This window comes from Streptomyces sp. NPDC056479, assembly GCF_042795335.1.
Classification (GTDB): Bacteria; Actinomycetota; Actinomycetes; order Streptomycetales; family Streptomycetaceae; genus Streptomyces.
Window position 1 is genome coordinate 303,329 of the sequence record NZ_JBHTRZ010000002.1, and the last position, 24,418, is coordinate 327,746.

Consider the following 24,418-nt stretch of genomic DNA (forward strand, 5'->3'; position numbering starts at 1 on the left):
GCACGCCGGCCAGTGGCCTGGGGGGATGGAATGGCAGCATGGGAAGTGCCCGGATACACCGAGTCGCTCGAACTCGGGTCGGGGGCCAGCGGGCGGGTCGTCCTGGCCGTCCACGAGGAGACCGGTGTTCCGGTCGCGGTGAAGTACCTCAGCGAGTCACTGCGCACCCGTCCGGGCTTCGTGCACGACTTCCGGGCGGAGGCCCGGCTGCTCGGCGGACTTGAGAGTGCGTACGTCACCGGGTTGTACGAATACGTGGAGAGTCCGCACGGTGCCGCCATCGTGATGGAGCTGGTGGACGGCGTCTCCCTGCGGACGCTGTTGACCCGTCAGGGCCCGCTCGACCCCGAGGCCGCGCTCGTGATCCTCAAGGGGTCACTCCTCGGTCTCGCCGACGCCCATCGCGTCGGTGTCGTCCACCGCGACTACAAGCCCGAGAACGTCCTGGTCGTGCCGGACGGGTCGTCCAAGCTCGTCGACTTCGGGATCGCGGTGGACTCGGGCACCAGCGCAGGCGTGGCGGGAACCCCGTCCTACATGGCCCCGGAGCAATGGACGGGCGCGCCGGCCTCCGCGTCCGCCGACGTGTACGCGGCCACAGCCACCTTCTTCGAATGTCTGACAGGGCACAAGCCGTACTCGGGCGACAACCTCGCCGAGCTGGCGCTGAAGCACGTCGACGCGCCCGTCCCCGTCGAGGAGGCCCCCGAGCCGGTGCGTGAGCTGGTTCGTCGCGGTCTGGCCAAGGACCCGGCGGAACGGCCCGCGCAGGCCGAGGAGTTCGTGACGGAGCTGGAGGCGATCGCCGGCGCCGCCTACGGATCCGACTGGGAGGAACGTGGCCGAGGCCGACTCGCCGCGCTGGTGGCACTGCTGCCATTGCTGCTGCCGTCGGCCCGTAGCACCCCCCGGACCACCACGGACACCGCACGCACGGTTCTGCGGCAGAAGCCAGGCCCGGCTCCCGCTCGGTCGTGGCAGCCCAGCCGGCCCGGAATGCTGGTGTCCGGTGCCGCCGTGCTCCTCGGAGTTCTCCTGACCTATGGAATTCCGTACGCCCCGGGAACAGCCGCGCAGCAGGCGGCGCAGGCTCTGGCCACGACCAGCGCCCAGCCCGACGCGGAACCGACCGGATCCGCCGTGCCGACTGCGTCGGACTCCCCGTCCTCGTCCCCGACGCCCACGACCTCGGGCAGCCCGTCGTCGTCACCCGGCCAGTCGCCCTCGGGCCCGGAGGCCACAGGTACCGGAGAACCTTCGACCTCCGCCACTTCGGACGGGGGTGAGGTGACTACGCCACCCAGCGGCGGGGAGAGCACAGCGACGCCGACAACCGCCTCCCCCGCATCGCCTGCCGCGCCCGCAGTCAAGGACGTTGCCGTGTCGGCCTTCCGCCAGACGGGGCCCACAACCGCCACCACAACCATCGACGTCACCACGGAAGGCACCGGGCCGATCTCCATCACCGTCTCGTGGTTCACAAGTGACATCGGGGGACAACTCGGCGCCGCCGACGGTGCGTCCCAGACCTTCACGCGAAGCGGATCAACCCAGTACTCGATAACCGCCGATCACACCTTCCAGAACACCGGCTGCTACTGGTCGGTTCAGGCCACGACCGACCCGGCTGCGGCCGACGGAGGCGCCTCTCAACAGCTTCTGACCAGGCAGTGTGACATCCGATGAGCGCTCAGAACGACCGCACTTCGGCGCCCGCCGAGGGCTGTGAGCCGACAAAGGTCCTCGTACCCGACGGGGATCACGAGCCGACGCAGGTCCTGGCACCCGCCGACGAGCACGCGGCCACACTCCCCCTGGGCTCGACCGGCGACGGCGTCCAGAGCAACGAAGCTGACACTCCCGACGCCGAGTACAGCGCCACAGTGCTGGCCAGCCACTGGATACAGCGGCCTCGACCGGACGACACGCTCGTCGAGCAGCCCGCCCCGCTGACCCGGCCGACGCCTCCGCCAGACCGAGTCGAAGGTACCGTGCTGCGCTTCGGCCCAGGGGTCACCGCCGCCGCGCACCGCACTCACCGGACGGTCCCCGCCGTACCGGCGCCGCCGGCACCCCCTCGCCGGCGGCGGCTGCGCAGACACGCTCTGCCCGCGCTCGTACTGCTCTGCGTCCTCGCGTTCCTCGCCTGGCAGCGCCTCGGACCGTCCGTCGAGGTGAGCACGGTGGCGGTCACGGCCCAGCCGACGGTTCTGGGGTGCGACGACACCGCGGACATCGTCGGCCTCGTCAGGACGAACGGCCGTCCGGGCACCCTCTCCTACCGCTGGACCCGCAGCGACGGCACCGCCTCCGAAGTCCTGCGCGAAGTGGTGGTCCGCGGCCAGAAACAGACACCTCTCCACCTGCTGTGGACCTTCCAGGGCAAGGGTCACCGCACGGCGCGGGCCGAACTGCAGATCATCTCGCCCGCCCACAGCACGGTCGCCACCAAGTTCACCTACGACTGCCGCTGACGAACCGAAGGGAACGTCGTCCGAGCGTTCGTTGTACGCACAACCCCAACACGCTGCTCGGTCACTTAGCCGTCGCCGCTGTCTGGCTCAGGTGAGACAGGGCCACGTGACCCACGGGGTAGGGGCGCTCACGGGGCAGGAGTTGCCGTGCGGCATCCAGGTCTCCGGCCCTTACGTGTCCGTGAATGGTGTGAGCAAGCGGGGTGACGTCGCTGATGGTGGTGATCCACTCGTCGGCATAGCGATGTGCGGCTTCGCCGGCGAGGCCAAGCTGGAGCGACCGGTGGGGAAGCGACTGGAGGTGCAGGTCGCGTTCGGGATCCCATTGCACCCGGGCCGGAGCCAGCTTCAATTGGCGCCGCCACGTGGCACGGTCGGCGTGGAGCCCATCCTCGTAGTGGGACAGGCAGGCGTGTTCCAGAGCCCACTCGAAGCCCTCGCGGGACATCTCGACGGCGAGGATGGTCTCCTGGCCTTCCTTGGTGCCCCATCCGGAGCGGTACATCATCCACAGGAACGACGGCTTGATCCACATCAAGCCGCGTTCATAGTCCTTTCTGGCTCCGATGCGGACTGCGAGGCCAGTGCCGGGATATGCGAGCGTTTGGGCACTGCGGGCAGGCGCGGCCCTGGTTACCCTCCAGTCACGGTGACCTGCGGAGATGGACCGACCGTGCTTCCTTTGACGAGTGGATATGCGAGACGGTGATTGCTGGCTAGAGTCGTCTCGTTACAACTGGTTGTGGGGACAACCAAAGTACCTTTCGGCTGCCAACGTCCTGGGGAGGGCCTGCAGCACATGAGTCATCGCTCTACTGGTTTTGTCGGTGTCTGGGCTGAGGTGCAACGGCAGCAGCAGCGCCAACTGGAAGCCGAAGCCAGACGGCGGAGACAGCAAGATCAGCAAGCGCGGGCCTACCAGCGGCGAGCTACTCAGAGCCACCGCGAGTACCGGCAGGCAGAGGCTCTACGGCGTACGGAGGAGCTGGACGCGCAGGTTGCGTCGTTGCAGGGTCTTCTTGCCTCGGGTTGCCGGGCTCCGGCCTTCAGGGCTGCCTCTCTCATGCGACCTGAGGAGGTCCAGCCCTTCGCTCCAGGACCATTGGCGCAGCCAGTGCCCATGCCGGATTTCAGTCACCACCAAACTCAGAGCGGCTGGACTGCGAGTCGCCGGGCACAGGCGCAGGCCGAAGCACGAGCGCGCTTCGAGCGGGACTGGCAGGTTGCTCAAGCCGCGGAGGCTCGCCGACAGCAACAGTTGGCGTCGTACCAGCGGGAGTACCAGCAGTGGGCCGATACTCAGCTGGCTGATGTACGGCGGCACAACGCCAGCGTCGTTGCGATAACCGACGGCGTAAGGCGCCAGGATCCCGATTCCGTGGTCGAGTACTTCTCTGCTGCTCTCTACGCCTCGACGGCATGGCCGGAGGGTTTCCCGCGCCAGGTGGCAGCAGCCTACGACCCGGCAGCCCGGCAATTGGTGCTGGATTGGGAGTTGCCCGCCTACAGCATCGTGCCGGAGGTCAAGGCCGTTCGGTACATGTCCGGGGTCGACCAGGACAAGGAGACTCCCCGCCCAGTAGGCCAGCGCCGCTCTTTGTACAGGGAGATCCTGGCTCAGTGCATGTTGCTTGTTCTGCACGAGCTGTTCGCCGCAGATGAGCTGGGTGCGCTTGAGTCCGTGACCTTGAACGGGTTCGTCGATGGGCATGACCCTACGACGGGCCGACCGGGCCAGATCTTCCTTGCAACCGTCATGGCCTCGCGCTCTTCGTTCCGTGACTTGCACCTGGCACAGGTGGACGCACTCAGTTGCCTGGCTGACGCCATGCGCGGGCAGCTCTCGGCTCGACCGGACCAGCTCGCACCGGTACGGCCGAGCAGGCGGCCGCAGGATGTCGGGAACCGCGTTGTCGCCCACGGCAGCGATGAGGAGCCGGACCTGTTCGCCATGGACCCGATCGCCTTCGAGAATCTCGTTGCCGATCTCTTCCGGGCCATGGGGATGCAGGCGGTGACCACCCAGCGCTCCAACGATGGCGGTGTGGACGTCGACGCACTGGATCCGGCACCGATCCGAGGCGGCAAGATCGTCGTGCAGGTGAAGCGCTACCGCAACACGGTGCCGCCCACCGCTGTACGCGACCTGTACGGAACCGTGCAGGACGCCGGCGCCAACAAAGGTGTCCTCGTGACGACGTCAGGGTTCGGCCCTGGCTCGCACACTTTCGCCAACGGCAAGCCGCTGGAACTCATCTCGGGCCCCGAACTCGTAGACCTGCTGCATCGTCATGGGCTGCGTGGGCGGCTCGGTGACGGCGGTCGGCAAGTCCCAGCACAGCCGACGCCCACCGTGCCGGACACTCGGCTGCCAGACGACTACAACGTTTTGGGCATGTCGTGGACCGGAAGCGTCGCCTTGGACGTGTGTGCTCTCGTCTGCCGTGGCAACCGGGTCCTCAGTGACGATCACTTCGTCTTCTTCAACAACCTGCAGACGCCGGACGGTTCAGTGCGTGCTCTCCCCGCCACTGCACCTGACAAGGCCGCGATCTGTGTCTCCTTCGACGGATTGCCCGATGAGGCTGACCGGTTCGTACTCGTGGCGGCCATCGACCCAGAGGTCAACCCGGACGCGGACCTCTCCGGTTTCACGGACGCCAGCATCCGCCTGCTCGACCCGGGGCTGGCTGAGCAGGGACAGCTTGAAGTCTCCGACGGCCGGCCGCGCGAAACCGCCTTGGTACTCGGCTCCTTCCGCCGAAGGTCGAACGGAGACTGGGACTTCGTCCTGGGCGGCAAGGGCTACACGGGCGGCCTAGAGGAACTCGTACAGGATTTCGGCATCGAGGTGGAGTAGCTCCACCTGGGTCCAGAGCTGCTGCGCTGGATGAGGGCTGTGAACGCGGCTTGATGAAAGAGGCCAAGCCGTCCCCACATAACCTCTGGTTAGCGGAGCTGCTGATTCCGGCAATGGCGACTAAAAAGGTTGGCTGCGACCAATGGTTGTTCTTAGTAGCCGATGGAACGGAATATCTCCTACCTTCTGCTGCGCATCACGTTTCGTCCACACCATCATGAGGAACCATGAGTTGCTCGTGGCCTCAGAAATGGAGGCTCGTCGTGAGTAAGAGACCAAAGACGATCACTGTCCTATCGTGGGGCACCCTGCTCGCAGCGCTCTTTCTGCCTGCGGTGCTGCTGCGCGGCCAACTCCTAGGCGCGGGTGACTCGTCACGGCTCGCAGCCGTCCTCACGTACATCGGAGTACTGGTCACCGCGTCAGTGTCGCTGATCGGATACGGAATCAATATCCAGACGGAACGGCGACTGGGGAACGAACAAGATGAGCAGCAGCGGCAGTTACGGCTCGACGCAGCGATGCGTGCCGGGCAACTCGTCTCCCCCGGTGATTCTGGGCCCGCGCATCCAGCAGCGCTGGCCTCGGGGCTCTTGGCTCTCACAAAGCTTGATCAGGCGGAACTCGCGGTGGTTCTCCTTGTGGATCTGTGGTCCTGCGACCCGAATGTGAGCCAACCTGAGCCTCCGAGTGGAGGTGAAAGGTTGGCCAGGGTCTCGCACGAAACAGCCATCCTTGTGATCGACGAGGCTCTCAGATCTGCCTCCCCCAGCGCACGACTTGTCGCCGCAGAACTGCTTTGCCGAAATGCGACCAGACTCGACACCTGCCACTCCCTGCACTGGCCCCGTGTGGTGGACGGCTGCTGGGATCCAACGTTCAGCCCGAAAACGAAGCTACTGATCGTCGAAGCCTTGGTGAGAATGACCATGTCTGGTCCAGCAGAGGAAGGAGCTCTGCGGTCGGTGGCAGTGCGCCTTTACGCGATCTGGGATGGGGATCCCAGCCCAGAGGTCAAAGGGTGCATCGGCAAGTTCATCGGAAAGATCATTGGGCGGTTGGACGACTTCGGCGTCAAGCAATTCGTGCATGGTCCGAAGACAGAGATGGTGACCATCGAGAACCTGCAAGTAGCTGCGAGAACCGCAGCCGACAACCCCGACGATTACCTGGCTAAGCTCTCGAACGAGCTAGGGAACGCTCTGGGCGAGTGGGCGGCCTCGTGCCAGGTACAGCCGGCCAGACCTGAAGCGCTGGCCACAGCCGCGGTCGTGACTCAGTAACGCGCAAGTGACGCGAGACCTGCACAATGCACGCTCGGTCAGTTAGGCCGAGCGGCCTGGACTGTTCGATGGCGGGCTGCTGTGAGCATGGATGGGGTCTGTGAACGCCGCTTGATGATCCATGTCATCCGGTCCCGCTGCCACACCGACGGGAAACGACCCTCCCGGGCAGCCGGCAGACCAATCTCCGGCGCGTACGCCTGGTAGACGGTGACCGTGGCGTCCGTATGCAGGGCTCGAATCTGGTACTTGGGTTCTGACACGGGCACCAGGGTGCTCACACTGACATCGCGCGTGCCATCCAATTAGAGCGGCGCGGGGCCGCCGAGGATCTAGCTCGTGCCGGCCGGCGGGTCGGCGTACACGCCGTGCAGCATGCCGGTGGCCTGTCCGACTTCGATGAGATAGCCGTCCGGGTCGCGCAAGTAGCACCGCACCTCGGCATTGCGATCGATGGGTGGCGTGAGGAATTGGGCGCCCTTCGCACTCCACTCCCGGTGACATGCCTCGATGTCGGCGACGCGAAGGTTGAGAAAGCTGCTGACCGTGCTCGGGTCGGCGGGCGGGCGCAGGGTGACGTCCGGTTTGTCGGGGGTGGGGCCGCCGCCGGGGTTCATGATGATCCATCCGTTGGCGAGCTTGATGGTGCAAGGGTTCTCTTCGAGCACCACCTCACCGCCGAGAACGTCGGCGTAGAAGGCGCGAGATCGGGCTACGTCAGCCACCGTCAGAAAATGAGTGAGGAGCAGCCCGGAATCCGGGGCAGGAAAGCCATCACGTTGCATGCAAAACCTCCGGGTAAATCAGATGTTCCTCTCATAGTGGTGGATGGACGCCCGTGGGCAGGGATAGACACGGCCGGGAGGGGAGCCGGTCGCGCGGACCACCGGGACCCTCCGCAGCCCCTTGCGCTCCGCGACGAGCGCCTCGCCCACGTCGCCGCGCTCAGTTTTGAAGAGTGAGCGGAGTGAGTACTCACTCATTGACGGAGTGAGTACTCACTCCGTACTCTCTCTGTCATGACAGCACCTAAGGAGAACCAGACCCCCCGCCGCCGCGCCCCCGGCATGTCGCCGGAGCAGCGCCGCGAAATGATCATCCAGACGGCGATCCCGCTGATCGCCGAGTACGGCGCCGCGGTGACGACCGCGAAGATCGCCCGCGCCGCGGGCATCGGCGAGGGCACGATCTTCCGGGTCTTCGCCGACAAGGACGAGCTGCTGCAGGCCTGCGTCGCCGAGGCGCTCTCCCCCGAGCACGCGGTCCGCGAGCTCGACGCGATCGACCTGTCTCAGCCGCTGCCCGACCGGCTCGCGGAGGCGGCCGAGGCGCTGCAGGCGCACATGTCCAGGATGGGCGCGATCCTCGGCTCGCTGGGGCATCGCGGCGGCAAGCACCCCGGCACGGTGCGGGGCGCGGGCCGCGAGGAGTCGACGACCCGTATCCGCGCGGCCCTCGCGGAGCTGCTGGAGCCCGACGAGGCCACCCTGCGGCGGCCACCGGAGCAGATCGCGGCCCTGTTCTTCGGGCAGCTCTTCACTCAGCCGCGTACGGAGGACGAGCCCGACCTGACCCCGCAGGAGCTGGTGGAGGTCTTCCTGTACGGGGCGGTTGTCTCGGGGGGTGCCAAGTGAGCGCGCGGAGAAGGCGCCTGGGGGTTACGGCCCTTGGCGTCCTGGCGCCCGTCTTGGTGTGGCTGGTCGCGGACCCACTGCTGGGGCACCGGCTGCGGATCGCCGACGGCGAGCAGACGCTCGACATAGGCGCCGTGCCCGTAGCCGTCGTCGCGCTGCTCGCGTCGCTCTTCGGCTGGGGACTGCTGGCCGCCCTGGAGCGGTTCGGGGCGCGGCGCGCCCGCGCCATCTGGACCGGGGTGGCCGGCGTCGTACTCGCCTTGTCCTTCCTGCCGCTCATCGGCGACGGCATGGACGGCGGCACCCGGGTGTCCCTCGCTCTGATGCACCTGGCGGTGGCGGCGGTGCTGATCCCGGGGCTGGCCGGTCCCGTGGGTCGGGAGCCGGTGCCGCTACGGGGTGGCCGCCCGCACCGTCGATCGCTGTGGACCTGACGCTTCACAGCCGTCGGACGCGCAGCACGCCCGTCAGCATCGGGAGAGTGAACCCGCCGCGCGCGGTCTCCGGTCTGCTCGCGAGGAAGTCGCGGATCCGGCCCAACGTGGCTTGTTGTTCCAGTTCCGGCATGACCAGCACCCCTGCGCGCGTCGCGATCGTCGCGACGCGCGCGTCGGCGGTGCGGCGCTGCCCGTGCGGGGACTCGGCCTGCTCCGGCGAGCCGAACCGGGCAGCCGCACCCGTCCTCGGAAGGTGCATGTCGGCCGTCTCGGCGCGCCAGCCGGCGGGCGTGTCACGCGGGCCGATGGCCGCGGTCCGCTGACCCGTGCGAGCCCGGCCACCCACTCGACCTCGTCGTCCATGACATTCCACAGGCCGGCCAGAATGCCGCCAGGTGCGAGGACCCTGGCGATCTCGGGTCCCGCGACGGCCGTGTCGAACCGATGCATGGCGTTGCCGGCCAGCACGGCGTCCACGGACGCGTCCGGCAGTGGTATCGCCTCGGCACCACCCGACAGGGGACGGACAGCCGGCAGCGAGCAGCGCAACTCGGTCAGCATCGCTGGGTCGGACTCGACCGCAATGACCTCGACACCCAGCGCGACCAGCGTGGCGGACAGCTCGCCGGTTCCGGCACCGAGATCCAGCACGCGCGGGCCGGGCGCAAGCTCGAGCGCCCAGCGCCCAGCGCACCGCGGCCTGCGCGTAGTCGGGACGATGCTCGGCGTATGCGACCGCTGCCGCACCGAACGACGAGGCGTGAAGCAGCCGTTCGGCCTGGCCCAAGCGCGGGGGCTATCGGTGCTCCTGGCGATCGACCACCCCGCCTCACCATTTCGGCGCCGGGTGTGGGCACGGGTACCGCCAGGAGACGGTGGCCGCAAGTGCGCCGTATTCAGTGAGTGCGATTCGCCCCTCACTCCGCTCATCCAGCACACCGACAGCACCCGCCTGGCCACGCGCCCACCGAATCACGCTTAGGTGATGTGACGGGGGAAACCCGGGACTGAAACCCCGTGGATGCGCGGAGGGAGTTCGGTAATGAGCCAGGTCAGGACGAGTCAGTCAGATCTTCCTCAGCCGTTGCGGATCGTCGGTTCCACGCTCCGCCGCTTGCCCGGCGTCGAGCAGGTGGGCAAGGTCACCGACGGCGCGCTGGACTGGATAGGAGCGGTTTCCCCACGCGGCCGGCGGATCGTGGTCTACACCGGGGCCGGATTGCTCGGCGTGGCCGGGGTGGTGGAATGGCCGGTGGCTCTCAGTGGCGCGGCCATTGCCTGGCTGACGCAACCGCATGCCGGACAGGGCGCGACGGAAGGGACGGGGCAGGAGGAGGACCGGGTTCGAAACCCCGAGTCCGGCACGGCGCAAGACAGCAGGCAGCCGGCCGCCGACCCCCTCTCCGAGCGCTATGCCTCCGGCGACCGTCTGGCTCCCTCCCACTTCCGCCAGGACCATCCCGATCACCCGGCGCATGAGCAGCCCGCCAAGATCGGCGACCCTGTCACAACCTCGGCACTCAAGCAGGTCGCGGAAGCCTCCGCACACCACGACGAGCCGCCCCATCCCCCCGAGCATCGCTCGCATCGCTCGGGAGGTCGGGCAGGCTAGCGGGCCGGCCGACGCCGCCGGGGGCTTGATCGTGATCCCCACCCCGGGGAGCGGGCAGAGAGTCGCCACGAGCCTCACAGGGCGCCGTCATGCTCCGTTCCGCCTCGAAGGATCATCTTTCACAGCCGATCAGTTGAACGCGTCGAGCGTGAGGTAGGCCTGGCGCGGGTTGCCGTCATGGACCAGCGACTCGTGATGGCCCACGTCGTCGAAGGCGAAGGCGTATGCCTTGCCGTCGGCCATCTGCGCGTGGATCTTGCGGGCGTAGTGGTTGGTGACGCCGTCCTTGTAGAAGGCGTCGGCGGTGGAGTCGGGCTGGTTGGGGTTGACCAGCAGAGTGGAGCGGTTGAACCCGGCGCACAGGGTGCGCGAGATGGGGCCGCGCACCAGGTCGTTCGGGGCGTCCAGCCTGCGGTGGCAGCCGAAGATGGAGGAGGCGTCGGGCTTCTCGAAGCTGGTGACCACGGCGCCGGCGCTGTTGGTGAAGTTCATGACGCCGCCGGAGACCCGGCCGTAGTACTTGGTGTTGGGCTGGTCGGCGAAGGGCGTGACCGTCAGCGTCGAGGACGAGTACTTCTGCCAGACGCGGTTGATGTAGTCGTCCATGACCGAGGCGGGGAGTGCGCCCGTTTCCAGGCCGTACAGGGGTGAGAGGGCTCGCAGGACGGTGCCGTCGGGGCGGGTCTGGATCAGGTTGGCCCAGCCGCCCGGTTGCCCTCTGAGGGCGTTGAAGAAGCCGTTGTATCCGCCGGGCTTGAGCCTGCCGGTGCTCGTGGTGCTGCCGTCGGCCCGCTGCACTCCCACCGCGTACGGCGCGGAGAACATGTCGACCTGTGTGCTGTTGATCCACAGGCCCGCGTCGTTCAGTGTGTACTCCGACCAGTTGAAGAGGATGTTGCGGTTGGGGTCGGTCGGGTTCTGCACGGCGGGCTGGACCAGGCCGCCGGTGGTGAGCTTGAACACCAGTTTCTGGCCGTAGGAGAAGTACACCCGGCCCGAGAACTTCGGCATGCGGATGGTCGTGGACTGGCCTGCCGCGGGTCCCGGGATCGCGGCGTCCGGCGCGGGGGTCGGCGGGTTTCCGCCCGCGGGCCAAGGGTGGAACGCGCCGCTCGCGTCGGCCCACCCCTGGCGTCCGGTCGACAGTTCGGTACCGAGGTTGTAGACGTACACCTGCTCGCCTCGGGCCGAGTTATTGGTGATCTGCAGAGGGATCGTCGCCGGGACGGCGGCATGGGCCGGCGCATCCACTCCGGTCGCGAGCAGGGTGCCGGCGAGCACCGTGGCGAGGGACAACCCCGCTGCGGTGGCCCGGCGTTTGAGTGTCCTTAACACGCTCTGTCTCCGTTCGTCCGTAGCCGATTCAGAGCCGCTCGAGAGGTCTTGAGAGGTTCTTTGGAGGTTCTTGAGAGCGCTCTCAGCGTTGCGCGCTGGTATGGACCTGTCAATTAGTCGGGAGCAGGTTGTACGGCTCCGCCCCCGCGCGCGTCGCTCGCGGAGTCTCCGGAATCTGGGACCCGGTCGCGGTCAGCCGGGGGCGCGCAGCGCCAGCAGGGCGACGTCGTCGTCGTTGGACGCGGGACGAACGCGGCGTAGGACCTGGTCGGTGAAGGCGGAGAGGGGGCGGTGGGCGAATGCGGCGGCGTGCTTGCGCAACCGGTTCAGGCCTACGTCGAGGATGACGCCGGGCGCTTCGATGAGGCCGTCGGTGTACAGCACCAGTGTGGATCCGGGTCGCAGCACCGCTTCGGCGTCGGGTCGCGGCGTGCGCAATCCGGTGCCCAGTGCGACACCGTGGCCGGCGGTGAGGTAACCGGCCACGCCGTCGCGGCTGATCAGCAGCGGCGGAGGGTGGCCCGCGTTGGTCCAGGAGAGCTGCCAGTGCCCGTCGCCCGTCACTTCGATGCGGGCGAAGATCAGGGTCGCCATGGTGACATTGGTGATGTGCTCCATCGCCTCGTCGAGCCGTTCCACGATCCGGCTGGGCGGTTCCTGATGCGACCACGCATAGGCGCGCAGCACGTTGCGCAGTTGTGCCATGCCGGCCGCGGCCTCGAGGTCATGGCCGACGACGTCGCCGATGGCCAGGGCGGTGGCTCCGTCGGCGAGCGGGAAGGCGTCGTACCAGTCCCCGCCGACCTGGGAGGCATCGGGCGCGGGCAGGTAGCGGGCCGTCAGCTGAAGGCCCGCGACGACCGGCATCTGCGGCAGCAGATGGTTCTGCATGGTCTCCGCGACCTTGCGCTGTCGCTGGTAGAGGCGGGCGTTGTCCAGCGCGAGGCCGGCACGGCGCGCGATGTCCTCGACCAAGGTGAGGTCCCCGGTGGTGAAGGCGACCGGATTCTCGGCACGGCCCAGGGTCAGCGCTCCCAGGACCTCGCGTGTGCCGCGGACGGGGGCGATGGCCGCGGAGTGCATGCCGGTCGCGTCGAACAGGCGGCGCTGCTCGACCGCGATGCCGGAATCCGGGGCCCGATGGTAGGTCTCAGGGCCGGTCACCGTGGAGGCGACACCGCGCAGTGCCCTGGACAGAGGCATGGGGGAATCCTCCAGGACCGGCGGCATCGGACCCTCCAGGTCCTCATGGTGCGCGTGAGTCTCACCGTCCGCGTGGACGACGACGGCGCGCCACACCTCGTCGCGCTCGGTGATCAGATCGACCACGACCCAGTCCGCGAGCCGAGGCACCACCAGAGCGGTCAGCCGTTTCAGCGCGTCGTCGACGTCGAGCGTGGAGGTCAGCTGCCCGGTGGCCTCGGCCAGCAGGGCCAGCCTCTCCAGCTCCGGCAGCGCAGCGGTCGGCGGCTCCGGTCGCGGATCGGCTTCCTGCACCTTCTCCCGGCTGTGGAAGATCACGAGCGTGCAGGCCTGGTGGTCGCCGGTGTCGTACGGCGTGATCAGCCACGAGATGGGCTGCACGGAACCGTCCGCACGTGCGAAGTAGTCCTCGTCGACCTGTGCGGGGCGCCCGGCGTGAAACGCCTGCCGCATGGCGCATTGGGATCTCGGCAGCGGCTGGCCGTGCGGTCCGCGATGCAGCAGGTCGTGCGCGTCATACCCGAGGAGGTCGTCGGCGGGCCTCGCGAGCAGGCTCTCGGCGCGGGCGTTGACCGCGATGATGCAGCCCCGCTCGTCCACCACGTAGGCACTGGCGCCGATGGCGTCCAGCGCTCCGGTCAGCGCTGCGGACACTTCCGGAACGGGCACTCGTCTCCCCCGCCGACCGGTCTCCGCATCCTGCGGCCCTTCCACGTTCTGGCCTCCCAGCTGATCAGTCCAGCGCCCCCACCGGCCGCCGGCACGCCCATGCCCCTCCCGTGTGCCCGCGCACGACGAAATTGCACGGGGGCGGCAGACCTGCGGCCCCGGCCCTCTTCGCGGCAACAACCATTCGGATCCGCGCCAAACCAAGCGCTTTGTCATGTGCCTATCTAGACGACCGCGGCCTGCTGGTTCACCGTGGTCCCCCATTCCGTTCCCTGTGCCCGGAGGGATCCAGCGGTGAAACGACGGCGATTTGTGGCAGGGACGATCGGCGCACTGTCGGGGCTCGCGCTCGCCCCGGCACCGTCCCGGGCCGACACGGCGGCGCCTCGCGCGCAGGGCTGGCAGTCCGTGCCGGCATCCGGGAGCACTCCCGCCGCCCAGCTGCGCCGTATCGCCGCCGCGGGGCCCGAACTGGCGTGGGCCGTGGGCGAGGAGGGCCTCGCGGGTCCGTCCTCCGGGCGAGGTCTCGCCATGCTGTGGAACGGCAGCGCGTGGACGAAGACGGACCTGTCGCATCTGACGCACACACGGTTGAGCGATGTCGCCGGTGTCTGCTCCAGCGCCGCATGGAGCGTGGGCCGGCCCGCCGGAAACGGCAGCCCGCTGTTGCGCTGGGACGGAGCAACCTGGCGCGAGACCGCGTTCCCGGGTTTGGGCGAGCCGGACGTCCGGCTGAACTCGGTGGCGGTCGGCCCCGACCGCCGGGTGTGGATCTGCGGCAGCCGGGACGGAGCCGCCCGGCTGCTGTACCGGGAAGGGCAACGCTGGCAATGGCTGGATCCGCTGCCGGTGGCGAGCGCGAATCTCTACCGGGTCGTACTGCGCCCACCGGGCGAAGTGTGGGTGTGCGGTGACCAGTCGAACGGCGGAGGCTGGTCCGGACTCGTGGCCCGCTGGGACGGGTCATGGACCGTCCTGCCCCCGGTCGCGGGCCTGCGTCTGGGCATCGCCGATCTCCACCCGGCCGGTCCGGCCGACGTCTGGGCAGTGGGCACGGAGGCCGGCATCGGTGGACCGCCGGGCCGTCCCGGCAATCCTGCCCTGAGCCACTGGGACGGAACGGCCTGGACCCGGGTCGAAGCGGGCTTCACCCTCGGGTCGTTGACCGGAATCGCGGGGGACGCACAAGGCCGGGCCGCCTGGATCTCGGGCTGGAACTACCAGGACCAGAACCGTAGTACATACCTACGCCGGGACAGCGGCAGCTGGAGCGTGGTTCGGGGCCCTGCCGGCGCGGCGCCGGGGCCGTACCTCAACGACGTGACGTCCGTTCCCGGCAGCACCGGGTTCTGGTCGGTGGGCATGACGAGCCCGACCCCCGCTCCGCCGACCGAGGCCTACACCGAACGCCTCCAAGCCTGACCGGATCCCCGGCGGACGTAGAGGATCCTCCTGGCCCGACGCGCCCGCTGATGCCCTACGGAGTCAGGCGTCACCGGCAAGGCATCTCGACTCGTCCCTCCGAACCTGGCACCGTAATCGCGCATGAAGCTGACCAAAACCGGGCAATCAGTACACTCGGTGCGCTGGAGGCTCGTGCTGGCCAGCACCACCATGCTCTTCGTCGAGTTGGCGCTCATCAGATGGGCCGGTGCCAACGTCGTCCATCTGAGCTACTTCTCGAACTTCATCCTGCTGGGATCGTTCCTCGGCATCGGCATCGGGTTCCTGATCCCCGCCGAGCGCGGGCAGTGGCTCAAACGCTGGACCCCCGTTCCGCTCGCCCTTCTCGTCATCCTCGTACGCACCTACCCGGTGCAGGTACGCCAGAGCAGCGGTGACGTCATCTACTTCACCGCCGTGAAGACCACCGGCCTGCCCCAGTGGGTGACGCTGCCGGCCATCTTCCTGCTGACCGCGGTGATCATGGCCGGAATCGGCAAGATCACCGCGGACCTCTTCCGGCAGCTCCCCTCCCTCGACGCCTACCGCTACGACCTGCTCGGCAGCATCACCGGCTCGGCCTCCTTCGCCGCGCTGTCCTGGCTGCGCGCACCCTCCGTGGTGTGGGGCGTGCTCGCCGCCGCGGCGCTGCTGATCCTCGGCGGACGCCGCAACACCCTGCTGTACGGCATCCCCCTCACCGCGATGGTCGCCGCGCTGCTCCTGGAGACGACGACGCCGCATATCTCCTGGTCGCCGTACTACAAGATCGAGCTCGAGCCGTCGCCGACCAAGACCCGGACGTACTACATCTCCGCCAACGGCGTCCCGCACCAGAGCACCGCGCCACTGCCGGTGCTGATGCGGGACAACTCGCCCTACCGGCAGGCGTATGACCAGACGCCCCGCAACCCGCACAAGCGGGTGCTGATCATCGGGGCCGGCAACGGCAACGACGTCGCTGTCGCGCTGGCACACGGAGCCGAGCATGTGGACGCGGTCGAGATCGATCCCCGTCTGCAGGAGATCGGCGCACAACTGCACCCCGCCCGGCCCTACGACGATCCCCGGGTGCACGTCCACATCAACGACGGGCGGGCGTTCCTGGAGCGCACGAACGCCAAGTACGACCTCATCGTCCTGGCGCTGCCGGACTCCCTGACGCTGGTGTCGGGGGCGAGCAATCTGCGGCTGGAGAGCTACCTGTTCACCCAGCAGGCGTTCGAGGCCGCCCGCGATCACCTGACGCCGGACGGCGCCTTCGCCATGTACAACTACTACCGCAAGAGCTGGTTGGTCGACCGATTCGCCGGCGACCTCGACGACGTGTACGGCCACGCTCCCTGTATGACGACGTACAAGCGGAACGCGGCCGTGCTGGTGGCCGGAATGACCCCCGCCGACCAGTCCTGCAGGCAGGTATGGCGGCCCAGCGGCCCCGTCCCGGCGGCCGCGACCGACGACCACCCCTTCCCGTATCTTCTCCATCGCAGCATTCCCACGATCTACCTGGGCTCGCTCGGCGCGATCCTGCTGGTGACGCTGCTGTCGGTGCGCCTGACAGGGGTGCGCATCCGGAGCACTCTGCGCTATGTCGACATGTTCCTGCTGGGCGCTGCCTTCATGCTGCTCGAGACGAAGAACGTCATCGGCTTCGCGCTCTACTTCGGTACGACCTGGCTGGTCAACGCCCTCGTGTTCTTCGGCGTCCTGCTCTCCGTCCTCGCCGCGGTCGAGGTCAGACGCAGGTTGCGGCGCGTCAACATGCCGGTGCTCCAGCTCCTGCTCTTCGGCTCCCTCGCGCTGGCCTGGCTGGTGCCGACGCAGGCCGTGCTGTCGCTGCCCTTCGTCGGCCGACTCGCCGCCGCTATCGCCCTGGCGTTCGCGCCCATCTTCTGCGCCAACCTCATCTTCTCGGACCGGCTCGCGCTGGCGCCCGACCCGACATCCGCGTTCGGCGCGAACCTGCTGGGTGCGCTGACCGGGGGCGCGCTCGAGTACCTGGCCCTGGTGACGGGCTACCAGGCACTGCTGCTGATCGTCGCCACGCTGTACTTCGGGGCATGCGTCGCCATGCGCTTCGCCGGCCGCGGGTCGGACGGGCAGGACACGCGTGCGCCGGACAGGACGGCGGCCGTCAGGACCTAGCGGGGGCAGGCGGATGGATGCCAGGCCCGGTCATGGCCGAAGCCGGGTCAGAATGCCGTTCAGCGGGACAAGTGACAGACTTGAGCTGCGGATTCGAGGCGCTCCACCGGACGAGCTGGGGCTGCCTCATCCGCTCATGCACTCCGTCTTCCTGCTCAGGCAGCACCATGCGACGGGTCGTACGGAAACCGTGTTCTGAGGGTGGTGACCCCTGTGAATGGAACCGATGCAGGAGCCGGTGGAGCGCGCGGAAAGCTGGCCGGACAGACGGTCGTGGTGGTGGGAGGCAGCTCCGGCATCGGCCTGGAGACCGCGCGCCAGGTGCGTGCGGCCGACGGCGAGCTGGTGCTCGTGGCGCGCGACGCCGAACGACTCGAGCGGGCGGCGGACGAACTCAACCCGCTGAGCACGGCCGCGTTCGACGCCCAGGACGCCGCCCGCCTGGAGCGCTTTCTCGACGACCTGCCCGGACAGGTCGACCATGTGATGGTCACGGCGGGGAGCCCGTCGTACACCCCCCTCGCCGAACTCGACCTGACCGAGGCCGGGCATGACTTCGGCAGGCGTATCGCGATGATGCTGGCGGTGGCACGGGCGAGCAGGCAGAAGGTCAGGGCCGGGGGAACCCTGCTGTTCATCGGAGGCACCGGCGCCCGGCGGCCCGCGCCGGGGATGGCCGTGATGGGCGCCCTCACCGCGGCGCTGCCGCCGCTGACCGCCAACCTGGCGCTGGAGGTCGCCCCGGTCCGGGTCAACCTCATCGCGGCCGGGTTCGTGGACACGCCCCTGTCGGCCGCCCTCCTCGGTGACCAACTCGAGGCCAGGCGCCAGGAGTTGAGAAAGACGCTGCCCATCGGCCGGGTGGTCGGACCGTCGGATGTCGCCGCCCTCGCCCTGCACATCATGACCAACGGCGCTGTCACGGGCGCCACGTACGACATCGACGGCGGCCAGCAGCTCATCGCACACTGAGGTCCGCTGCCTCGTCCCGGACGGCGGCCGGCTCCGCCGCCGGAGAAGTGGGCGAGCGTCCACGTGCGGCCTGATCGGAGGCGTGTCTACGCTGGAACACGGCACGGCCCGTTCGTCCGGGTGCCGGGGCGCCGCCGCGCCGGGCGCGAGATTCCACGCGCTTGTGACGCGTTTCGAGAGCCGTCGGATGGGTTGCCCAAGCCCGGCGCCATCGCGGGTCCGGTCGTTGCCGGGATTCCCTCCGAGACGGGAGGCGCAAGCCATGGACATGAAACTCGAGGTCGTCGTTGTGCCGGTGTCCGACGTCGACCAGGCCAAGGACTTCTACACGGGGCTGGGCTGGAGACTCGACGCGGACGTCGCCCCCGACGGGGACTTCCGGGTGGTGCAGGTGACGCCTCCCGGTTCCCCGGCGTCGGTCATCTTCGGCAGCGCGGTCACCGATCAGGCCCCGGGCTCGGCTCAGGGTCTGCAGCTGGTCGTCGACGACATCGACGCCTCCCACGACGAGCTGATGCGGCGCGGTGCCGACCCGAGCGATGTGTTTCACGACGCCGGCGGCGTCTTCCATCACGCCGACGGCGACGCCCGGGTACCCGGTCCCGCTCCGCAGCACGGCAGTTACGGGTCATTCCTGTCGTTCAGTGACCCGGACGGCAACGGCTGGCTGTTGCAGGAGATCACCAGCAGGCTTCCGGGACGGGTGGATCCCGCCACCACCTCGTTCGCCTCGGCCGAGGATCTGGCCGGTGCCATGAGGCGGGCTGCGGCGGCGCACGGCGAGCACGAGGCGCGCATCGGTGCGGAGGACCCGGACTGGCCGGACTGGTATGCGCGGTACATGGTGAGCGAGCAGGCCGGGACGGAAGCGCCCACGTGAGCGTGCGGATGCGCGCTCCACGGATGGTGGTGGTCCCACGCCGGTCGGCCGCTCAGGCGTGCCGCCGGCCCGGCACCCGTGATGATCGCGGATGCCGGGCCGGCCGACTGTGTGCGGGGAGGCGATCCGTCAGCCCTGGCGGGCCTTGAAGCGCGGCTCCTTCTTGTTGATCACGAAGGTCACGCCCCTTCGGCGCACCACCTGGGCGCCGGGCCTGGCCTTGAGCGAACGCAGTGACTTGCGCACCTTCATCGTGGTTTCCTTTCGACGGGCCGGAGTGCCGGCTGTCATTCGCCGGCGGCAGCGGTACGGCCGTAGCGCCGCTCGAATCGCTCCACCCGTCCTGCGGTGTCCACGACACGTGAGGTGCCGGTGTAGAACGGGTGGCTTGCCGACGAGATCTCGACGTCCACCACCGGGTGGGTGTTGCCGTCCTCCCACTCGACCGTCCGCTGCGAGTCGAGGGTGGAGCGGGTCAGCAGGGCGAATCCCGACGTGCGGTCGCGGAAGATGACCGGACGGGAGACGGGATGAATGCCGAGCCTCATGGAATGTCCTTTCGTCACTGCCTTCACCGCGGGGTGCCGGGATGCCTGCGTCAGCGTTCCTCGCGGAACAGGACGTGAGCGTCGGCGACCGGGTCGTACTTGCGCAGGACCAGCCGGTCGGGGTCGTTGAGACGGCTCTTGCGGGTCACATAGGTGACACCGGTGCCGGCCGTCGACGTCAGCTTCACGACGGGGCGTGTGCTGCTGCGTGCCATTGGGGGACTCCCTTCCGCTACCACGAGCCATTTGACTCGAGCATGTCAGGCGTAGGTTTCAACAACATGCCCCTGCGCCGCATTCCCGAGCCCCCTCGGCGGGGATGACCGCCGCTCGTGGGCAGGTAACGCGCACATCGACCGGCAGATTCCCGACGTCGTGAGGCGGTCAGTGCGGAGCGTCCTCGGGTTTCCGTCCCCAGGCGGTGAGCATGCCGGCCGACAGCGCGGCGCACTCCTGAGAGCCCAGGTACCGGACCGCCGCGTCGATCGTGGCGTCGTCGACCAGGCCGGTCGCGAGCATCGCCGACCTGCTCCGCTCCCACGTATCCGCCCAGAACCGGCTGATGGGACTGCCCGGCACCAGCGGCGGCACATGGATCTCGGCAGCGACCGGCACGAGCCCAGCCCCGCGCAGCAGCTGCGGGTACGAGGGCACCCAGGAGACATCCGTACCGATCGTGGCCCGCAGCCCCTGCCACATCGCCCGCATCACCGCGGTGTACGGCGTGTCGGGGGCCCGCTCGCTCGTCAGGTCGACCGCGTCGCTGAGCACCAGCACACCCCCGGGCTCCACCAGCCCGGACAGCGTTCTGATCAGGCGTTCACGCTGGGGCAAATGCATCAGCACGAAGCGCGCGTGCACGAGCCGGAAGCGGCCGGAGACAGAGTTCGGGGACGTGATGTCAGCCTCCAGCACCTCCAGCCCGGGCACGGACCGCTCGGCGAGGAAACGTGCATCACGATCCACAGCAAGCACGCTCGCCACTCCGGCCTCACCGAGCAGCCTTCGGGAGACCGTGCCCGTACCGGCACCCACATCGAGGCAACTCCACCCCGGGCCGACCCCGAGTGCCCGCAGCCGCGCCATGGTGATGTCGTCGTAGGCAAGGGCGCCGAAGTCGATACGCTCGCCCTCCCCCGCCTGCTCCGGGCGGAAGACGTCCTCGCCATAACGACCGCCCTCCGGCGCGTCCCCGCGCGGAGCGGCCATCACGCCACCGCCCTGATGGCGCCGAAGGCGCCGTGAAGCCGGCCGATCAAGAGCAGCTGGCCCTGAGCGGTCAGCGGGGCTTCGACCAACAGATTCATAGCCGGACCTCTTCACGCGGTAGGGCAGTACGCGTGCGACCCGTCCCTGGGCGCCGCGCCACCGATCCTCCACCCGCCACCGCCCTCTCGGCCGAGGCACGCCGCCGCTCCACCGATCGGCCCCGACTAGTCACATCCCGTTGCTGAACAGCAGCCCTGTGCACTCGGCGATGCATGGTGGACGTGATGGCAGGATGTACGGATGGCGGCGAATCAGCCCTGGGCAGGGCTTCATGGCGACCTGCTCGCGGCGAAGACATTGGTGTACGACCCGAGCGGCTTTGCTTGCGCACAACCGGTGCCCGAACCGAAGAGTGCTGAGTACGCGGCGCACGGGTTCACACTCGATGGGCTGTCGGTCAGGTTCCGCGTGGCCAAGACCACCCCGACGAAGGTGGGCCAGTTCGTCACCGTGTGGCAGCGATCCAAGGAGGGCCCGATCCGGCCCTTCGATGCCGAGGACGGGGTTGATCTCTTCGTCATCAGCAGCCGCGACAGCGGTCACTTCGGACAGTTCGTGTTCCCGCGAGAGGTGTTGTGCCGGCGCGGCATCGTGTCCCGGAACGGCTCCGGCGGCAAGCGAGGGTTCCGCGTCTACCCGCCGTGGGTGACCACGGCGAATCGTCAGGCACACGGCTCTCAGGCGTGGCAGGTGAACTACTTCCTGTATCTCGGGCAGGCCGAACCCGTCGACGTGGCGCGTGCCAAAGCCCTCTACCACCCGTAGAGGCACCTGCCTGATCGAGATGGAGATGCAAGCCATGCAGACCAAAGCCATGCAGGCCGCGCGGCGTTGGCTCGCCGATCAGGGCGTCAGCCAAGTGCACGACGGGTGGGTGAGCGCCGAGACACCGAGCGTGTTGCTCACGGCCGGCCAAGTGGCGCATTCCTGGGCAGGCGACGTATTCGCCGAGGACACACCGGCAGCCGACCAGGTACGGCTGGCCTTTGGGCTGCTGGATCTCCTCGACGAGTACTGGGTGACGTGCGAGATGCGGTTCGCGCATGAGAGTGCGGGGGGTCCCCTGCCGGCCGACGTGCTCTGGGATGGCTACCGTCAGCGGTTGGAGGCGGACAGGGACGCCGAGGCGCTCACCTACTCGCTGTGGGTCGATTGGTTCGAGGACCGCGCTACTGCCGCGACGGCCTTCGCCGAGGTGCTCGGCAACGACATCGAACGACTGGTGGCCGAACCATCGGCAGCGCTGCTGCGCCGGGCCGGTCGGGTTCTGGAGTGTTCGGGCCCCGTGCCCTGGCCGGTGAAGGAGCCGGCGTACCGCACCTCCGTGCGGCTTCCAGCCCTGCACACCGCCCTCTTCAAGGGCCTCCGGGCGAGCTACCACGACGTCTACGGCGACCTGGAACCGACCGCAGCTCTGGCCCTCCTCGCCCAACTGGATCTCCCTACGGGCACCCAGCACCTCGCGGAGCTGCGCCACGTGCTCGCGGCAGGGCACAAAAACCACTACCGCAGTCCCCGTGCCTGGGACGATGCGCTTCACTCCTGCTCCTGAGCCGTATGTGCCCTGAGGGTGCCGGTGGGGCTGCCGGAACTGAACGCCGCTGGTGAACCGTCCTGGGCAGCAAGGTCAATAAGACAGATGGGACACCGTGGTGGAGGGCATGACATCCGTGGGCCGGTGGACCGGGTGCCGGTCCCGGCCGGCGGCGGACGGGAGCACGAAACGGGAGCAAGGGTGGCGGCCGGGCTGGAGGCGCGGCCAGGTGCTCGCGCTGCTCGCGGTGGTGACGGGCGGGCTCATGGCCTTCCATCGGGCGGTGCCCAACTCCGTTGGTCGCCTGGGCAGTCTGCTGGAAGCGTTCCTTCCATGGCTCGGACTGGTGGTCATGGCGCTTCTCGTCCTGGCGCTGCCCCGCCGTTCGGGCATCGCGCTGCTGGCGCTGCTGCTGCCGGTGGCAACCTGGACGCATCTGTTCGGCGGCCTGCTCCTGCCCGGGTCGGCCCCTGGCCCGCATGACCTGGTCGTGGTGCAGCACAACGTCAGCGACGAGAACACCGACCCGGCGGGCACGGCACGCGCCCTGGCCGGCGCCGAGCCCGATCTCATCGCGTTGGAGGAGCTGGTGCCACCGGCACTGGCGGTGTACGCGCAGACATTGGCCTCGGACTACCCCTACCACGCCGTCCGGGGCACCGTCGGGCTCTGGTCGAAGCACCCGCTGACCGGTGCCCGGCCGGTGGACATCAAACCCCGGCAGATCACCGAGAGTTGGAGTCGCGGATTGCGGACCGTGGTCCACACGCCGCATGGCGACATCGCGGCGTACGTCGCGCACCTGCCCTCGGTCCGCATCCGGGCGAGCGGCCTCGCCTCCTCCGGGCGCGACGAGAGCGCCCGCCTGCTGGGCCAGGCCATCGCGGCCGAGAACCTGAAGAGGGTCCTCCTGCTCGGCGATCTCAACGGCACCGTGGACGACCGTGGGCTGACCCCACTGACCTCACGGCTGAACACAGCGGCGCGCGGCTTCGCCTTCAGCTTCCCCGAGGCCTTTCCCCTGGCCCGAATCGACCAGGTCATGGCCCGTTCAGCGACCGTGGGCCACATACGCACGCTGTCCGCCACCGGCAGCGACCACCTACCGGTCCTCGCTCGGGTCACACTGGGTTGAACGAGTCATGGAGACCGCAACAGCCATGACCGGCACAGGGGTCGGTTCGACCCGGCTGCCGGAAATCCAGCGCGTGCGCCGCGATCCGCAGCCGTCAGGCCGACCCACCCTTCCGTGATGGCTTTTCCGACCCGTCGACCTCCTCCACCGGCGGCATGAACGCGCGCAGCCACCGCTCTGTCTGCGCGACGTGTGCCTGTGCCGCACCGGCCGCGGCGACGGGGTCACGGTCGGCGATGGCAGTGGCCAGGACGCGGTGGTCGTCGTCGCTCTTCCTGCGCAGTTCAGGGCCTTCGGGCAGGGTGAAGACCTGGTATTTGCGGGAGCGGGCGCGGAAGACCGCCAACAGGGAGGCCAGGGTGGGGTTGCCGCCGACCTGGGCGATCTCCGCATGGAAGCGGTGGTCGAGTTCGGAGGCCTTGGTGGGGTCGCTCGTGGCCTCCATGTCCTCGATGAGCGAGAAGAGCGTGCGCACCGTCTCCGGCGTGCAGCGGGCGGCCGCCTGGGCGGCGACGTGGGCCTCGAGGACGCGCCGGATCTCGTAGACCTCCAACAGGCCCGAAAGCGGGAGGAGTTCGAGCGTCAGGGACAGGCTGCCGATCACATCCTCGGGCCTCAGCTGTGAGACGTACGTCCCCGAGCCGTGCCGCGGCTCGATGACGCCCAGGGCGGCGAGCATCCGTACGGCCTCGCGCAGGGACCCTCGTGAGACACCCAGCTCCTCACACAGGTCCCCCTCGGGCGGAATGCGTTCGCCCGGGCCGAGGCGCCCCGTGGCGATCATGTGCCGTAGGCCGTGGAACGCCCTCTCGACTGCGGACATCCGTCCCCTCTTCCTCCCCTGACGGGCCCGCGATCACGCCGCGGTCCCCTCGGAGCACTCTAGCGAGTCCCAGATGTGTCGGATGCGCCTCGTCCCCCAAAGTCATCTGATGACTTTCACTGTACGACCCTTGTTTCCGCCATGGAAGCCGTGCAGGAT

The 24,418-nt window shown here is 68.7% G+C and carries 25 protein-coding genes and 1 pseudogene; 14 read left to right on the forward strand and 12 right to left on the reverse strand.

The features are described from left to right. Window positions 1-30: 30 nt before the first annotated feature. Together ACFQ6S_RS07670 and ACFQ6S_RS07675 are read left to right on the forward strand one after the other, a co-directional pair. Entirely contained in the window at window positions 31-1,686 is a 1,656-nt protein-coding gene (locus ACFQ6S_RS07670) for a serine/threonine-protein kinase (protein ID WP_383404828.1), read from the forward strand. After that, complete coding sequence (locus tag ACFQ6S_RS07675) at window positions 1,683-2,474, forward strand: hypothetical protein (protein ID WP_383404830.1); 792 nt, start codon at window positions 1,683-1,685, stop codon at window positions 2,472-2,474. The genes ACFQ6S_RS07670 and ACFQ6S_RS07675 overlap by 4 nt, the downstream gene beginning before the upstream one ends. A gap of 61 nt (window positions 2,475-2,535) precedes the next feature. On the opposite strand, the gene ACFQ6S_RS07680 is transcribed toward ACFQ6S_RS07675, so the two are convergent. Further along, on the reverse strand, window positions 2,536-3,138 hold the full coding sequence (locus tag ACFQ6S_RS07680) for a DUF4291 domain-containing protein (protein WP_383406483.1): 603 nt from the start codon (window positions 3,136-3,138) through the stop codon (window positions 2,536-2,538). Between the two features lie 135 nt (window positions 3,139-3,273). Here ACFQ6S_RS07680 and ACFQ6S_RS07685 point away from each other — a divergent pair, with 135 nt between their 5' ends. Together ACFQ6S_RS07685 and ACFQ6S_RS07690 are read left to right on the forward strand one after the other, a co-directional pair. Next, complete coding sequence (locus ACFQ6S_RS07685) at window positions 3,274-5,334, forward strand: restriction endonuclease (protein ID WP_383404832.1); 2,061 nt, start codon at window positions 3,274-3,276, stop codon at window positions 5,332-5,334. 263 nt (window positions 5,335-5,597) lie between these two features. Further along, a complete protein-coding gene (locus ACFQ6S_RS07690; protein WP_383404834.1) occupies window positions 5,598-6,617 on the forward strand; it encodes a hypothetical protein in 1,020 nt (339 codons plus the stop codon). A gap of 38 nt (window positions 6,618-6,655) precedes the next feature. On the opposite strand, the gene ACFQ6S_RS07695 is transcribed toward ACFQ6S_RS07690, so the two are convergent. Both ACFQ6S_RS07695 and ACFQ6S_RS07700 read right to left on the reverse strand, forming a co-directional pair. Then, complete coding sequence (locus ACFQ6S_RS07695; protein ID WP_383404836.1) at window positions 6,656-6,898, reverse strand: DUF4291 family protein; 243 nt, start codon at window positions 6,896-6,898, stop codon at window positions 6,656-6,658. A gap of 51 nt (window positions 6,899-6,949) precedes the next feature. Next, complete coding sequence (locus tag ACFQ6S_RS07700; protein ID WP_383404838.1) at window positions 6,950-7,402, reverse strand: VOC family protein; 453 nt, start codon at window positions 7,400-7,402, stop codon at window positions 6,950-6,952. A gap of 234 nt (window positions 7,403-7,636) precedes the next feature. Between ACFQ6S_RS07700 and ACFQ6S_RS07705 the strand changes: the two genes are divergently transcribed. Next, window positions 7,637-8,251, forward strand: a complete 615-nt coding sequence (locus ACFQ6S_RS07705; protein ID WP_383404840.1) for a TetR/AcrR family transcriptional regulator — start codon at window positions 7,637-7,639, stop codon at window positions 8,249-8,251. A 56-nt stretch (window positions 8,252-8,307) separates the two neighbouring features. Next, window positions 8,308-8,685: a DUF6069 family protein gene (locus ACFQ6S_RS07710; RefSeq protein ID WP_383406485.1), complete on the forward strand. Its 378-nt coding sequence runs from the start codon at window positions 8,308-8,310 to the stop codon at window positions 8,683-8,685. A 4-nt stretch (window positions 8,686-8,689) separates the two neighbouring features. Here the strand turns inward: ACFQ6S_RS07710 and ACFQ6S_RS07715 are convergent, their stop codons facing one another. Then, on the reverse strand, window positions 8,690-8,947 hold the full coding sequence (locus ACFQ6S_RS07715) for a hypothetical protein (RefSeq protein ID WP_383406556.1): 258 nt from the start codon (window positions 8,945-8,947) through the stop codon (window positions 8,690-8,692). 179 nt (window positions 8,948-9,126) lie between these two features. Beyond that, window positions 9,127-9,618 (reverse strand): annotated as a pseudogene (locus ACFQ6S_RS07720) (class I SAM-dependent methyltransferase); the annotation flags it as partial. A 112-nt stretch (window positions 9,619-9,730) separates the two neighbouring features. Between ACFQ6S_RS07720 and ACFQ6S_RS07725 the strand changes: the two are divergent. Continuing rightward, window positions 9,731-10,300 carry a hypothetical protein gene (locus tag ACFQ6S_RS07725; RefSeq protein ID WP_383404842.1) on the forward strand — a complete coding sequence of 190 codons (570 nt, stop codon included), beginning with the start codon at window positions 9,731-9,733 and terminating at the stop codon, window positions 10,298-10,300. Window positions 10,301-10,429: 129 nt separating this feature from the next. On the opposite strand, the gene ACFQ6S_RS07730 is transcribed toward ACFQ6S_RS07725, so the two are convergent. Both ACFQ6S_RS07730 and ACFQ6S_RS07735 read right to left on the reverse strand, forming a co-directional pair. Beyond that, window positions 10,430-11,635 carry a glycoside hydrolase family 64 protein gene (locus tag ACFQ6S_RS07730; RefSeq protein WP_383404844.1) on the reverse strand — a complete coding sequence of 402 codons (1,206 nt, stop codon included), beginning with the start codon at window positions 11,633-11,635 and terminating at the stop codon, window positions 10,430-10,432. A 192-nt stretch (window positions 11,636-11,827) separates the two neighbouring features. After that, window positions 11,828-13,507, reverse strand: a complete 1,680-nt coding sequence (locus ACFQ6S_RS07735; protein WP_383404846.1) for a SpoIIE family protein phosphatase — start codon at window positions 13,505-13,507, stop codon at window positions 11,828-11,830. A gap of 294 nt (window positions 13,508-13,801) precedes the next feature. Here ACFQ6S_RS07735 and ACFQ6S_RS07740 point away from each other — a divergent pair, with 294 nt between their 5' ends. The 4 genes from ACFQ6S_RS07740 to ACFQ6S_RS07755 all read left to right on the forward strand — a co-directional run bounded on the left by ACFQ6S_RS07740 (window position 13,802) and on the right by ACFQ6S_RS07755 (window position 18,950). Further along, a complete protein-coding gene (locus ACFQ6S_RS07740) occupies window positions 13,802-14,929 on the forward strand; it encodes a hypothetical protein (RefSeq protein ID WP_383404848.1) in 1,128 nt (375 codons plus the stop codon). Window positions 14,930-15,103: 174 nt separating this feature from the next. Then, a complete protein-coding gene (locus tag ACFQ6S_RS07745) occupies window positions 15,104-17,098 on the forward strand; it encodes a spermidine synthase (RefSeq protein ID WP_383404850.1) in 1,995 nt (664 codons plus the stop codon). A gap of 213 nt (window positions 17,099-17,311) precedes the next feature. Beyond that, window positions 17,312-18,070, forward strand: coding sequence for an SDR family oxidoreductase (locus ACFQ6S_RS07750; RefSeq protein WP_383404852.1), 759 nt, complete (start codon window positions 17,312-17,314; stop codon window positions 18,068-18,070). Window positions 18,071-18,332: 262 nt separating this feature from the next. Continuing rightward, entirely contained in the window at window positions 18,333-18,950 is a 618-nt protein-coding gene (locus tag ACFQ6S_RS07755; protein WP_383404854.1) for a VOC family protein, read from the forward strand. Between the two features lie 129 nt (window positions 18,951-19,079). On the opposite strand, the gene ykgO is transcribed toward ACFQ6S_RS07755, so the two are convergent. The 4 genes from ykgO to ACFQ6S_RS07775 all read right to left on the reverse strand — a co-directional run bounded on the left by ykgO (window position 19,080) and on the right by ACFQ6S_RS07775 (window position 20,707). After that, on the reverse strand, window positions 19,080-19,202 hold the full coding sequence (gene ykgO / locus ACFQ6S_RS07760) for a type B 50S ribosomal protein L36 (RefSeq protein WP_055619862.1): 123 nt from the start codon (window positions 19,200-19,202) through the stop codon (window positions 19,080-19,082). 35 nt (window positions 19,203-19,237) lie between these two features. Continuing rightward, window positions 19,238-19,498, reverse strand: coding sequence for a type B 50S ribosomal protein L31 (locus ACFQ6S_RS07765; RefSeq protein WP_383404856.1), 261 nt, complete (start codon window positions 19,496-19,498; stop codon window positions 19,238-19,240). Window positions 19,499-19,548: 50 nt separating this feature from the next. Further along, on the reverse strand, window positions 19,549-19,713 hold the full coding sequence (gene rpmG, locus ACFQ6S_RS07770; RefSeq protein ID WP_383404858.1) for a 50S ribosomal protein L33: 165 nt from the start codon (window positions 19,711-19,713) through the stop codon (window positions 19,549-19,551). Window positions 19,714-19,882: 169 nt separating this feature from the next. Beyond that, window positions 19,883-20,707 carry a class I SAM-dependent methyltransferase gene (locus tag ACFQ6S_RS07775; protein ID WP_383404860.1) on the reverse strand — a complete coding sequence of 275 codons (825 nt, stop codon included), beginning with the start codon at window positions 20,705-20,707 and terminating at the stop codon, window positions 19,883-19,885. A 300-nt stretch (window positions 20,708-21,007) separates the two neighbouring features. Here ACFQ6S_RS07775 and ACFQ6S_RS07780 point away from each other — a divergent pair, with 300 nt between their 5' ends. From ACFQ6S_RS07780 to ACFQ6S_RS07790, 3 genes are all read left to right on the forward strand, one after another. Further along, on the forward strand, window positions 21,008-21,532 hold the full coding sequence (locus ACFQ6S_RS07780) for a MepB family protein (protein ID WP_383404862.1): 525 nt from the start codon (window positions 21,008-21,010) through the stop codon (window positions 21,530-21,532). Window positions 21,533-21,551: 19 nt separating this feature from the next. Next, window positions 21,552-22,319 (forward strand): hypothetical protein, encoded by a 768-nt coding sequence (locus ACFQ6S_RS07785; RefSeq protein ID WP_383404864.1) that lies wholly within the window; start codon window positions 21,552-21,554, stop codon window positions 22,317-22,319. Window positions 22,320-22,566: 247 nt separating this feature from the next. Then, window positions 22,567-23,436, forward strand: a complete 870-nt coding sequence (locus ACFQ6S_RS07790; protein WP_383406488.1) for an endonuclease/exonuclease/phosphatase family protein — start codon at window positions 22,567-22,569, stop codon at window positions 23,434-23,436. 94 nt (window positions 23,437-23,530) lie between these two features. Here the strand turns inward: ACFQ6S_RS07790 and ACFQ6S_RS07795 are convergent, their stop codons facing one another. Beyond that, on the reverse strand, window positions 23,531-24,259 hold the full coding sequence (locus ACFQ6S_RS07795; RefSeq protein ID WP_383404866.1) for a FadR/GntR family transcriptional regulator: 729 nt from the start codon (window positions 24,257-24,259) through the stop codon (window positions 23,531-23,533). Window positions 24,260-24,418: the final 159 nt, after the last annotated feature.

What these genes read in the sequence shown, in the direction of transcription:
- ACFQ6S_RS07765 (WP_383404856.1), bottom strand. Translation starts at nt 19,498, where the DNA reads ATGAGGCTCGGCATTCATCCCGTCTCCCGTCCGGTCATCTTCCGCGAC.
- ACFQ6S_RS07705 (WP_383404840.1), top strand. Translation starts at nt 7,637, where the DNA reads ATGACAGCACCTAAGGAGAACCAGACCCCCCGCCGCCGCGCCCCCGGC.
- ACFQ6S_RS07675 (WP_383404830.1), top strand. Translation starts at nt 1,683, where the DNA reads ATGAGCGCTCAGAACGACCGCACTTCGGCGCCCGCCGAGGGCTGTGAG.
- ACFQ6S_RS07725 (WP_383404842.1), top strand. Translation starts at nt 9,731, where the DNA reads ATGAGCCAGGTCAGGACGAGTCAGTCAGATCTTCCTCAGCCGTTGCGG.
- ykgO (WP_055619862.1), bottom strand. Translation starts at nt 19,202, where the DNA reads ATGAAGGTGCGCAAGTCACTGCGTTCGCTCAAGGCCAGGCCCGGCGCC.
- rpmG (WP_383404858.1), bottom strand. Translation starts at nt 19,713, where the DNA reads ATGGCACGCAGCAGCACACGCCCCGTCGTGAAGCTGACGTCGACGGCC.
- ACFQ6S_RS07775 (WP_383404860.1), bottom strand. Translation starts at nt 20,707, where the DNA reads ATGGCCGCTCCGCGCGGGGACGCGCCGGAGGGCGGTCGTTATGGCGAG.
- ACFQ6S_RS07715 (WP_383406556.1), bottom strand. Translation starts at nt 8,947, where the DNA reads ATGCACCTTCCGAGGACGGGTGCGGCTGCCCGGTTCGGCTCGCCGGAG.
- ACFQ6S_RS07700 (WP_383404838.1), bottom strand. Translation starts at nt 7,402, where the DNA reads ATGCAACGTGATGGCTTTCCTGCCCCGGATTCCGGGCTGCTCCTCACT.
- ACFQ6S_RS07790 (WP_383406488.1), top strand. Translation starts at nt 22,567, where the DNA reads ATGGCCTTCCATCGGGCGGTGCCCAACTCCGTTGGTCGCCTGGGCAGT.
- ACFQ6S_RS07795 (WP_383404866.1), bottom strand. Translation starts at nt 24,259, where the DNA reads ATGTCCGCAGTCGAGAGGGCGTTCCACGGCCTACGGCACATGATCGCC.
- ACFQ6S_RS07685 (WP_383404832.1), top strand. Translation starts at nt 3,274, where the DNA reads ATGAGTCATCGCTCTACTGGTTTTGTCGGTGTCTGGGCTGAGGTGCAA.
- ACFQ6S_RS07780 (WP_383404862.1), top strand. Translation starts at nt 21,008, where the DNA reads ATGGCGGCGAATCAGCCCTGGGCAGGGCTTCATGGCGACCTGCTCGCG.
- ACFQ6S_RS07670 (WP_383404828.1), top strand. Translation starts at nt 31, where the DNA reads ATGGCAGCATGGGAAGTGCCCGGATACACCGAGTCGCTCGAACTCGGG.
- ACFQ6S_RS07755 (WP_383404854.1), top strand. Translation starts at nt 18,333, where the DNA reads ATGGACATGAAACTCGAGGTCGTCGTTGTGCCGGTGTCCGACGTCGAC.
- ACFQ6S_RS07785 (WP_383404864.1), top strand. Translation starts at nt 21,552, where the DNA reads ATGGAGATGCAAGCCATGCAGACCAAAGCCATGCAGGCCGCGCGGCGT.